The 11,181-nt window shown below is 39.9% G+C and carries 8 protein-coding genes; 2 read left to right on the top strand and 6 right to left on the bottom strand.

What is annotated here, in order from left to right:
• Positions 1-29 precede the first annotated feature (29 nt).
• Both ACSFVZ_RS11825 and ACSFVZ_RS11820 read right to left on the bottom strand, forming a co-directional pair.
• Positions 30-2,258, bottom strand: coding sequence for a S46 family peptidase (locus ACSFVZ_RS11825; RefSeq protein ID WP_435558964.1), 2,229 nt, complete (start codon positions 2,256-2,258; stop codon positions 30-32).
• A 200-nt stretch (positions 2,259-2,458) separates the two neighbouring features.
• A complete protein-coding gene (locus tag ACSFVZ_RS11820) occupies positions 2,459-2,701 on the bottom strand; it encodes an HP1242/YdcH family protein (RefSeq protein ID WP_135923463.1) in 243 nt (80 codons plus the stop codon).
• A gap of 250 nt (positions 2,702-2,951) precedes the next feature.
• Here ACSFVZ_RS11820 and ACSFVZ_RS11815 point away from each other — a divergent pair, with 250 nt between their 5' ends.
• A complete protein-coding gene (locus ACSFVZ_RS11815; RefSeq protein WP_435558925.1) occupies positions 2,952-3,581 on the top strand; it encodes a response regulator in 630 nt (209 codons plus the stop codon).
• Complete coding sequence (locus ACSFVZ_RS11810; protein WP_435558923.1) at positions 3,568-5,133, top strand: MASE1 domain-containing protein; 1,566 nt, start codon at positions 3,568-3,570, stop codon at positions 5,131-5,133. The genes ACSFVZ_RS11815 and ACSFVZ_RS11810 overlap by 14 nt, the downstream gene beginning before the upstream one ends.
• Positions 5,134-5,143: 10 nt before the next feature.
• On the opposite strand, the gene ACSFVZ_RS11805 is transcribed toward ACSFVZ_RS11810, so the two are convergent.
• The 4 genes from ACSFVZ_RS11805 to ACSFVZ_RS11790 all read right to left on the bottom strand — a co-directional run bounded on the left by ACSFVZ_RS11805 (position 5,144) and on the right by ACSFVZ_RS11790 (position 11,180).
• Positions 5,144-5,665: a hypothetical protein gene (locus ACSFVZ_RS11805; protein WP_435558922.1), complete on the bottom strand. Its 522-nt coding sequence runs from the start codon at positions 5,663-5,665 to the stop codon at positions 5,144-5,146.
• Positions 5,666-5,913: 248 nt separating this feature from the next.
• Positions 5,914-8,034: a HAMP domain-containing methyl-accepting chemotaxis protein gene (locus ACSFVZ_RS11800; RefSeq protein ID WP_435558921.1), complete on the bottom strand. Its 2,121-nt coding sequence runs from the start codon at positions 8,032-8,034 to the stop codon at positions 5,914-5,916.
• Positions 8,035-8,660: 626 nt separating this feature from the next.
• Positions 8,661-9,800 (bottom strand): type 1 glutamine amidotransferase domain-containing protein, encoded by a 1,140-nt coding sequence (locus tag ACSFVZ_RS11795; RefSeq protein ID WP_435558920.1) that lies wholly within the window; start codon positions 9,798-9,800, stop codon positions 8,661-8,663.
• Between the two features lie 78 nt (positions 9,801-9,878).
• The gene (locus ACSFVZ_RS11790; protein WP_435558919.1) at positions 9,879-11,180 is read right to left on the bottom strand and encodes a sensor histidine kinase; all 1,302 of its coding nucleotides are present in this window, start codon (positions 11,178-11,180) and stop codon (positions 9,879-9,881) included.
• Position 11,181: the final 1 nt, after the last annotated feature.

Here is an 11,181-nt window from a genome sequence, read left to right as displayed (position 1 = left end):
TTGCTGCGGTTATTATTCACATAGCTTTGTTATTTAACTAAGGTCATTTCATCTAGTAAGTAACCTGCGTTATCAACTTCTTCCATTAACCAAAGCATGTATCGAATATCAACGTGAATTGCACGGGTGATCTTGGCGTTAAAGTACCAATCTTTGGTGATTGATTCATAAGTCGAGTCAAAATTAAGGCCTACTAATTCACCTTTACCATTCATTACTGGCGAACCTGAGTTACCCCCAGTGGTATCAGCGCTACTTAAAAAGTTTACAGGAACTGAGTTAACTTCAAGTGGTTTAGCCGCTTGTGGCTCACAACCAAAGCTGAATAAACTACAGCTGACACCTGGTAAACCTAAGTCACCGCGGTAGTACGCACCAAACGCTTGCTTTTTATATGCTTCAAGTACTTTATCTGTAACAACAAATGGTTTTTCACCTGTGTGTTTAGCTACTAAACCACGTAGTGATGTAAAAGGTGTTTTATACACAGCATCTGCTGCTGGGTAACCATCAACTTGTGCATAGCTTACGCGTAAAGTGCCATTTGCATCTGGATAAACAGGCTTACCTTTAGCGTTGTTGAAGGCGATAACTGCTTGCATATATTGCGGACGAATTTCAGCTAAACGACCGGCCATTTCTTTTTCATCAGCTTCTTGTGCCATGTTGGTATCGTATAGGGCAACAGCAAGCTTTATGAATGGGTCGTTTGATGCTTCAAACTCTGCGACAGATTTACCAATCCAGTTAACGCGTGCTGCTACATCTGTAAGCTCAGTTTTAGCATAGAAAGACGCAATAATCGCTTCAAGCTCGGCTTGGGTAGTGGTATCTGTGATGCCTAAGCCGTCGTTTAATGCCGCAACTTGCGCTGCTTTATCTTGCGCTAAATAGTTACCTAAGTAACTTAACCATAAGGCTTTATCGACTTCAGGCGTAAACTGTTTTTGTAAACGCTCTAAACGCGCTTTAAGCATAGGAAGGTCGCGCTCTTGGTAACCCATTTCGCGCTCTGCATTAGGCTTTTCGCTCTCTTTTGCTAAGCGGTATAAACGAATCGCCGTGCTTAGTAAGTCTGCGCGTTTTGCATAATCAAAGTAAAAGTGACTTTGTTGCTGAGCATGTGCTTCAACTAACAATGACTTTAATGCGTGATATGAATCTGCGTACGCTTTACGTTCAGCACTTTGTGCAAACCAAGCGAGGTACTCTTGTTCTTGCGCAGCTTTAATACCCGGAATATCCGTTACTTTAAAGCCATCTTGTAAGCCTTCCAGTTTCTTTAAACGGTTGTTAGTGCTTTTCACACGAGAGGCATATTTTACTTGTGCTTGCTCATCGCCTTTGCTTTGCTTGGCAATCACATCAAGGGTCATGTTGTAAGTATTAAGCAATGTTGGGTAATACCAACTCGCTGAATAGTTTACTTCGTCTGCAAGCTTATAGCGGCTAGTACGCCCCGGATAACCTGCCACCAGCACGCCATCACCTAAGCTTACGCCGCTGGTATTCACTTTTAAGAAAGATTTTGGCTCATAAGGTACGTTATCTTCGCTGTAATCAGCAGGTTTTCCATCTTTACCAACATAACCACGTACAAAGGTAAAATCGGCCGTATGACGTGGGTATTCAAAGTTATCGATGTCACCACCAAAGTTACCCAGCGCTTCTGCCGGGGCATACACTAAGCGCACATCTTTGATCATGAGTTGCTTGATCATGAAGTACTCTAGCCCATGATGGAAATCACGTACCGTACAACGGTAGTTAGGATCTGACTCACACTCACTGATCAAGGCTTTGCGGTTTGCTTGAATCGCCTCATAACGGTCTTTGCCGTGTAGATCCGCTGGTAGGTTACCCAGTACGCGATCTGTTACATCATCCACTTGTTCAGTTACGTACAAACGCTCTTGCGGGCCTGCTGGTAATTCTTTTGACAAGTCAGCTGCTAAAAAGCCTTTTTCAATTAAGTTATTTTCTGGTGTGCTGTTATTTTGAATCGCGCCATAAGCACAGTGATGATTAGTTACCGCTAAGCCTTTTGGTGACACAAATGACGCAGAGCAATAGCCTAAACCAACCACTGCATTGAGTGGATATTGGTTAAGATCTGCCACTTGTGAAGCCGGTAACTCAATACCAACGCGGTCAAACTCGCTTTGTAATTGTTTTAATTGATGCGGTTGCCACTGCCCTTCATCAGCGTGTGCGCTACCTACAGCGACAACACCCATTAGTGCTAATGAAGTTGTAATCATATTTTTTTTAATCATGTTAATCCTAGTCAGTGCAAAGCACTATTCCATTGTTGCCTTAAAAAATCGCGCTAAGACTACCATAACCTTGATTGAGTAAAGGGATATTGCGATTAACAACGATTAGGGAGTGTAAGTAAAAAAGAAATACCCCTTGCTGAGAGTCTGAGTGCAAGGGGTATCATTATTAATATGATTTATTAAGCATTTGCTTTTAAAAAGTCATAAAGCTCATCTTTTAGCACGGCACGTTGATGCTTCTTTTCATGCATGTCAGCATCTTCAATGGGTGAGTTTTGCAATTCAAGCTCACGGATTTCTTTATCCATATCATCGTAACGCTGCATCGTTTTTTTAAAATGAGCGTCAGTTTTCACAAGACTGTGGATTAATTCATTAAACTCTGGAAACTCATTTAACAACGAGTGTTTTTCACCTAGCATGGGCAACTCCTTTGACTAAAAATAAGGTTCAACTTCACTGTATCACTGCAACATACAGAGTCAACGCAGCAACCTTGTCCGAGATCAATAATTACCACGATTCAGAAAATATAGCATTCAAACTAGAAACATCCCTAAAGCTTAGTGCTGTTAAAATCACGGCATATCAACGCGTATTTAATTTATATAAGAATAATTCCTAGACATAACTCATTGAATTGAGGATATAATAAAAATCTATGGAGGGGTTATGCGAATTGGAATCATTGAAGATCATCAACTGGTTAGAGATAGCTTTAAAAAACTATTAGAGCTACAAAGCGGGTGGCAAGTTATCATAGAAGCCTGCTCAGTCACTGAGGCAAAACTTGCTGTTAACTTAGAGCAACCGAATGTATTTATTATAGATATTTCAATGCATGACAGTGAAAACGGACTCGCATTTCTAGCTTATTTAAACACTCACTTTCCCGACATAAAAACCATTGTTGCTTCTATGTATGACTACGAGCCTTACGTTAGCAACGCCTTAAAGCTCGGCGCTCAAGGTTATGTTTCTAAACGCTCAGCATCTGAAGCTTTAATTGATGCGGTCAATTCAGTTATTAAAGGAGGGCGCTATATCAGTGAAGATGTGAAGTTTAATACCACTTCCCCTGCAAGCAAACTTACTTTTTTAACGCCAAGAGAGAAAGAGGCACTTCCCTTATTTGCCAAAGGGCTAAATGCTAAACAAGTTGCGCAACAACTCGATATGATGCCCAAAACAGCCCACGTACATAAAACGAATATATACAACAAACTTGAAGTCACTAATTCATTTGAATTATTAAAAATTGCTATAGAGTCCGGGATGATCACACTTGATGAACTGGCATAAGCTTGTTTCAACAAAGTATTCTTCACATAGCTTTATAACTGAAGTATTTAACCAGTTATTGGTGTTTGCACTTTACTTTTTAGCCTTATATTTATCCTCTTGGGTGAGCAATCATTTAGAAACCGTTGCCCAAAGTAGCGCCATTTACCTTCCTGCAGGAGTGAAGCTTGCATTTTTTGTTATTTTGCCTGTGCGCTTTTGGCCAATGCTTTGGATTGCTTTTCGAGTTTATGCGTCGTATTTAAGTGTCTATTACAATGGCGAATGGAGCTTTGATTTATTTCACGGTTTCTTCCAAGAGTTAACTTATATGGCTATTGTCTACAGCTTTAAGAAAAGCCGCTGGCCGCCAAAAGTTACCTCTAATTCAGGTGCTTTGTCGCTAATTCTACTTGCTGTTATTTCAGCTTCTTTTAAATGGTTTTTATTTTCGAGCGCCTTTGAATTCACAACCTGGTTAGAAGGTAAGCAAGTATTACAATATCAACTTAATATGACATTAGGCGACTTGACGGGAACATTATTAGTGGCCCCAGCATTATTGTTACTTAGCCAAAGTTATAGCCGAATGCTTTCTCGTCATCATGCGGTTATTTTATTAAGCTTATTAGCACTAGCATTTCTTTATATAGTAAGTTACCTAAACCACTCAGATCTTTACCCCTTACTACGCCTTTGTTCACTTCTACCGGTAATCTGGTTCTCTTATAAATTTGGTATTAAAGGAGCGATAGCAAGTGCTGTGGTAAGTAATGCTCTGATCGCTGCACAAGCTGGCATCACCCAAGATGCGACCAATACTTACATTAGCCAATTATTTATCCTCGCTAATTCAGTAACTGGCTTACTAATAGGAACCGCCACTAACGAATTAAAGATCAAAAATAATCAGCTACAAGCCAGCAACGAAAAACTCACAGCGCTTCTTGAGAAAAATAAACAACTTGCTAAACGTATGGTGACTGTGCAAGAAAATGAGCGAAAGTACTTGTCTCAAGAACTTCATGACGAATTAGGCCAAAATCTAACAGCACTTAAAACTGACCTAACGGTACTTTCGATAGCGCAACAAAATAATGAAAATGCCCTCGTAGAAGGCCTAAAAGAAAATGCAAAAGCGATGTATGACTCTGTCTATCAAATTATGCATCACTTAAGACCTAGAGAGCTTGATGAGCTTGGGCTAGAGCAAGCTCTTAAAGAAGGACGCTTTAACTCTCTGCTAAGTAAAGCATCGATCAAATACGTAGCTGAAATAAACTTAAGTTCAGCAATATCAGATGAACACCAAACAGCTATTTACAGAATTTGCCAAGAAGCGGTTACAAACTGCGTCAAACACAGCACAGCCACTGAACTAAGGCTTAGCTTAAACACTCACGAACAGTATATACGCCTTGCTATTATGGATAATGGAAAAACCAAGACCACACTGCAAGAGTCTGGTGGCTACGGGTTATCATTTATTGAAGAGCGGGTTATTGCTCTTGGCGGCACATACACTGTTACTGAAGTAGATGGATTTAAAATTGAAGTGTATTTTGATATTTGAATACTTACACTTACCTTAAATAAACCTGCTTGGTGAGATACTTTTTCTTATTATTCGCAAGCTGTATTTCAGCTTGATTACCAATAAGCTGTAACAACAAACCATGCGCTATTTCCTTTTCACCCAACTTCGATTTAACAACAACTTCTTTACCAATTGCACCTTGCAACCTCGGTTTAGGAAAACTTGCTTTAGTTACAGGTTTAAGCCCCTCATTTTCAACAAACAAATTTAGACAATGCTGCTTAGCGGCACTGATCCATTCATCATGGGACTTAACAATATCAACGTTATTTAAAAAATGGATCAACGCGCTATTTCGACTACTAAATTCACTCGAAACATCAGACATATTTTTTACTTGCGCCCACTTACGAATAACAACGTACTTGCCATGCTTGAGCCTTGCTAAACTCGTCGATGCCCCCGTCATCCGGCTATACCATTCAATTCTGTAACAAGAAGAGCCCAAGCTGTGAAGAAGAATAGTCGTATTGCCAAATTCCTTAGTACTTCCCTCAATAACACTCATTTTCAATCCTTTAAGCATAAGTAAATTTTATACAAAGGATATAAAGAACAAGCCGTTATGGTAATGAGAGACTTTCTTAGTATAGCTAAGAAAAATTCCTAGTTTACTAAGAGTGAGAAACGACTTAAGAGCAGGTAATTATGATTCAGTTTTAATGTGAACACAGTGGATTTTATTTGAGAAAGTAAAAAGCCTTACCCTGCGCTCATATACAAAAGCCTATGGCACTACCACAGGCTTGCAGAAGATTAATATTTAAATTGATTAACCAAGCTTCTTAATTGCTCTCCTAATCGAGCGAGACTTTGACTCACTTCCATACTTTCTTCAGATGCTTCCATTGTTTGCTGGGAAATTTGCACAATAGAATTGATGTTTCTATTGATATCTTCCATGGTTGTGGTTTGTTCTTCAGCAGCTGTCGCAATTTGCGTATTCATATCGTTAATCGTATCCATTGACGAAAAAACAACATCAAGCGACTGACCAGCTTCTTGTGAACTTGCTACTGAGGAGTTACCAAATTCTTTGCTTTGTTTCATTGCGTCTACTGCTCCTTGAGAGCCTTTTTGTAAACGCTCAATCATCGCGTTTATTTCTGCTGTGCTTTGCTGTGTTCGCGCTGCAAGCGAGCGAACCTCATCTGCTACAACGGCAAATCCCCGGCCTTGCTCTCCTGCTCGAGCAGCCTCAATTGCCGCATTTAGCGCAAGTAAATTTGTTTGCTCCGCAATGCCGCCTATTACATCGAGTACCTTACTAATTTCAACCACATCAGTGGCTAACGCCCCAATTACTTGAGAAGACTTCTCTACTTCACTGGCTAGCTGTTGAACAGAAGAAATAGATTGCTGTACCACACTTTTAGCCGCTTTCGTTTCATTACTTGCTTCATCGGTTGACTGCGCCGCATTTGCTGCACTACGCGCAACTTCTTGCGCAGTCACTGTAATTTCATTCATTGCCGTAGCAACTGAATCAGTCTCTGTACCTTGTTGTAATATCGCCTCTTTTGAACGGATACTTATATCTCTTTGCCTATCTGTTGAATCAACAATTTCGTTGGTAGCAGTCGAAATTTCTTGTACCAGAACTTGCACCTTATAAACAAACTGATTAAATGCTCTAGCTAACTGCCCGAGTTCATCTTGCGATGATGCGTCAACTCGCTGAGTTAAATCTCCTTCCCCTTCAGCGATACTCTCCATACTATTTAATAAAGTGTCTATTGGTGCTAATACCGTTTTATAAGAAACGATCAAGACAAGAGCACCGATGACAATAGCAATGGCTGTTAAAGACAGAATGCCAAAAAAAGCTTGATTAAGAACTTCTGCCGCTTTTTCATCTGCGTTGTCTGAAAAAGCATCAGCCTCTTCGGCTATCTCTTCAAAATAAGCATCGGCATTATCAACATCAACTTCTAATTCTTCTGTTAATTGATCGGCAAGCGCTTCTGCTGATAACTGATCTCGATAAGAATCAAATAAAGCATCTTCATTATTTGCGCTAGTTACCCAATTACTAAATGAAGCGATCAATACTTTTGCATCTTCCTTATCTTCGTCTGACTCAGCTAAATTAGTAAGCACAGTAAAATATTCATCAGCTTGTTTAGCTAGGGCTTCAAATTCTTTTTGAATATTAGGAAGGTTAGCAGGGTCTTCCTCAGCTAAGTACTCACCCGAGGTATCCTGCATTTCAATAACCAAACGCTGTAACTTTAAAGCGGCTTCAACAACTGGGTAGTCACTTTCAAATAGAGAACCAAGCACATCATTCACGGCACTCGCAGAGCCGCCTCGAGCGACAAGCGCATCGCCTTCATCTTCAGCTTTTTGCATTTCTTCTTCATTTTCAACTGCAAATTCATCGAGCATACTGATCAGCTTTGCACCTGAACTATCAAACTCATCGAGTAATTTCTCAGAGATGATTTCTTTTTCAAGTTCAATTAGCTTCTGTTCAGACATTTTTAGCGCATGAGATAAAAACTCATCTTGCTCGGTAGACGCTTTTTTTATTAACGCTACTTGCTCAGGTTTACTAATTAAAGTGAGTAGCTCTTGCTCTGTGTCATCAAATAGCTTTGCTAGCTCTTTAATTTCAGCGGTTCGGGCTTTTAATTCGGGGATTTCTTCACTTGCTAAGATCTCGTTAGCGACTTTTGCGGACTCCCACAAATTTGCAATCAAATCATCCCTAGTTTCCATCACTGGCACAACTTCATCACTGAGTTGATTAAGCTGATTTTCAAGCTGATTAACGTAATACAAAGAGAGTATTCCTGATAACACGATCAGCATACACATCAATGATAACCCTGCGCTTAGCCTACCTTTTATGGTTCCTAGCATGGACTGAATCATAATCTTAACCCCTATATTAAGACCTTACAGGTAAATACATATTTCTATCGTTCGCGCCGTAATAGCGACATATTACTCAGTCAATAATCTTCAGACAGAACCAACACTTCACAGGTGGGCATTAGGTAGTTTTTTACAGACTTAAACACTGTTGCAGCATGCACCTACAGTAATAAGAACTGTGCAGCCACTAATAAATTGCCATCATATTAAGAATAAAATACTAAATTAAGTTGTGAGATTAAGCTTAGTACAAAATCGAAAATATGTAACAAAGCATTAACTTAATTCAGTGGGTGATAGATTATGCTGTTTTTAAACGCAATAGTGGGATAGAAATCAGAGTTTGCTCTACTTAAATACTCATATTTCTCATAAAGAATACTGAATACAAAAGGATTTTTGCCAGTATGTTTGTGTTTGCCAGCTCGACTATCGTAGCCGTATGTAAGGCAGAATAGGCCTTTAAGCCTATTCTTAACATTAATAACGCTCTTTTGAATACTCAAGCAGGTTTAAGAGAGCTCTACTCAACCTAGCCGTAGACTGATTTTGGCTTCGTTCATTCGAGAAGTTTTATATTATTTACTCGATTTTTATACTCATAACTTTGAGTCTTTGTGCTATCAGTCTAACTTATCGGCTAAACTTACAGGTAACTCAAAGTCAGTAAACTGTTGTTTAGCAATGTTAAAGTGTCGTTTTGCTTGCTGCTCATTCCCTATTTCTAGATAGGTACTGATCATGTGAGTTGCATACTGTGGATGTTTAAAATACTCGGCAATCTTTTCCATTAACTGTAGTTCAAGTGCTTTATCTTGAGCCGTTTGTGCCAACTTATATCCATATAATCCATACAGTGCTAAATACATGGTGTCGTAGCGAGCGGGGTTTTTACTCATCGCGATATCTAATTGCGACACCCCCATGCTACGCGCCATTGCAATTAGCTCCATGGTGGCTTCATCTTTAAACGCTTCACGAGCAACGGGGGTTATACCTATGGTAATTAAAAGCGCTTCCGCCGCTTTCGCCACTGAGGTTGGGTTTTGCGCGGTGATCAAATTGCCGTCACGCGATACAAAAGGCAGCATAGGGCTATTTGCAATAAAGTGAGCACCACGCGCTTCAAGCTCGGTTTGAACGATCATTGGGTACTTATCTATGTTCTCTTTTTTAAAGGCGTGATCTTCTAAATATGTAAAGCTATTTACGTATTTATCAGCAACAAAATACCGACCATCATCCAGTTGTATGTTTACGAGTGCAGCTGGACCATGGCATACAGCGGCAATCGGCGTATTAGTCTTAGCGAACTTAGTGATCCAGCGTTGAGTATTTACATCGAAAGGCAAGTCAAATACAGCGCCATCCCCACCAACAATAAACAGCGCATCGTAGTCATTGTCACTTGCAAGCTCTGCAGATAAGGTATTAGCTAACTTATCAAGTCCTGACGTTTTGGTTTTGAACTCGCTAACATGAGTAAGCTTATCCTTATTATTTTTGACCAAAACTGCACCGCCCTTGGGTGAAACAATGTCTATTTCGACATTATTGCGGTGAAAAATAAGATAACTTTGCACCAACTCCTCTAGGTCGTAAGATAAAGCAGGGTCACTATGTCCGTGGCCAGAAATTAACATCGCTATTTTTTTATTTGGCTTTGGCACCTCAACTGATGTGGCTGCTTTTGACTGAGAAGGTAACAACACACTCGTAAGCATGATGATGCTGGAAGTTATGATTATCAGAACGTTTTTCATAATATATCTCCTAGTTGATGAGATAAATTTTACGTTCTGGTGTGTCGCGCTTTTGTGAAGAAAGTTGATTTATTTTTACTATTTAAGATTGATAACTACCGAAAAACGTTGCTGCTCAGTGTCTATTTCAACATGCATAGTCCATCCGCATGCCGTGCAAATACGCTCAATCAAACTTAAACCTTGGCCAATACCTTTACTATTAGCGGCTTTACTGCCACTTGATGTAAGGTTTAGCGGTAAGGGGTGTGCAAAGTAATTGGTCATTCGAATACTTGATTTGCTAATGCGCAGTTGAACATCTTTTTCACTTGCATGAGCAACGACATTCGACAGCAAATTGTTCACTAAGATTTCAAGCAAATTACGGTTGGCAATAATCATCACCTCGTCATTAGGCATATCAATTTCAAGCTCAAGCGATAGACCCTTTTGCGAATGGTTCAATGCAAAATGATTCAGTACACAGTCTTCGATAAGCCGGTTGAGTGACACTGATTGCGCGATAGAAGATTCATTTCGTGCAAGCGCTAACAACACATCTGTTGTTTGGGTTAGCTTTTGGGTTGCACTGCGCATTTGTTTTACAGCCTGCTCAGAAAAGTATATTTCATCGCTTTGCTGCTCTGCTAGTGTGGCACTATCAGAGCCTAGACTAAGGGCATTTTGCAACACACTGATTGGTGTCCTAATTTCATGACTTATATCTTTAGTAAAGTCGCGCTCTCTGGCGAGTGCATCATTAAGTTGCTTAAAGCTATGTTCAATCGCATCAGCCAACTGGCCAACTTCATTATTTGGCATATGCTTAATAGACTGCTGAAACGCTGCTTCACCTCCTTTTTCTAATTTTTTCACTGTGTACGCTAACAATTCGAGCGGCTTTGCTATTTTCCGTCCCATTCGCCAGCCTAGCAAGGCAACCAAACAACAAGCAATAACACTAAACCCAACCAACCACACAAGCACGCCTTTAAAATAATCTCGGCTTACTTCAAACCTTGCTACATCAGCAAGCAGCACATACTCATTGTCACCTAAATAAAATCGTGTCAGGTGGTAAGTTTTTCCATCAGCAAGACGATACTCAACACGATTTGGCTCATTCATCACTATTTCTCTTATCTCTGTGGGTACTTGCTGCCAACCTTTAAACAATTGATATATTTGTTTATCTGATACATGGATTTTTCCAGTCATGTGATAATTCTGCTTAATGCTACTGGCCTGCTGCGCGACAAGACGATTGAAGATATTATCTTCAATCACCCAGGAGTAACCTAGTACGAAGATGCTGTAAAGGAGTGTTAATGTCAGCGTGATCGCAAACACCAGTTTAGTAATTGCATTAGAAATATGAGTGTTTGCTTTGTGCTTCATT

The sequence above is a fragment of the Pseudoalteromonas nanhaiensis genome, assembly GCF_051235485.1.
Lineage (GTDB): Bacteria > Pseudomonadota > Gammaproteobacteria > Enterobacterales > Alteromonadaceae > Pseudoalteromonas > Pseudoalteromonas lipolytica_C.
Note: the sequence above shows the minus strand (reverse complement) of the source record. Positions and strands in the feature narration are given on the sequence as shown.

Coding starts and splice junctions, on each gene's coding strand:
- ACSFVZ_RS11815 (WP_435558925.1), top strand. CDS start 2,952: ATGCGAATTGGAATCATTGAAGATCATCAACTGGTTAGAGATAGCTTT.
- ACSFVZ_RS11800 (WP_435558921.1), bottom strand. CDS start 8,034: ATGATTCAGTCCATGCTAGGAACCATAAAAGGTAGGCTAAGCGCAGGG.
- ACSFVZ_RS11790 (WP_435558919.1), bottom strand. CDS start 11,180: ATGAAGCACAAAGCAAACACTCATATTTCTAATGCAATTACTAAACTG.
- ACSFVZ_RS11820 (WP_135923463.1), bottom strand. CDS start 2,701: ATGCTAGGTGAAAAACACTCGTTGTTAAATGAGTTTCCAGAGTTTAAT.
- ACSFVZ_RS11795 (WP_435558920.1), bottom strand. CDS start 9,800: ATGAAAAACGTTCTGATAATCATAACTTCCAGCATCATCATGCTTACG.
- ACSFVZ_RS11805 (WP_435558922.1), bottom strand. CDS start 5,665: ATGAGTGTTATTGAGGGAAGTACTAAGGAATTTGGCAATACGACTATT.
- ACSFVZ_RS11810 (WP_435558923.1), top strand. CDS start 3,568: ATGAACTGGCATAAGCTTGTTTCAACAAAGTATTCTTCACATAGCTTT.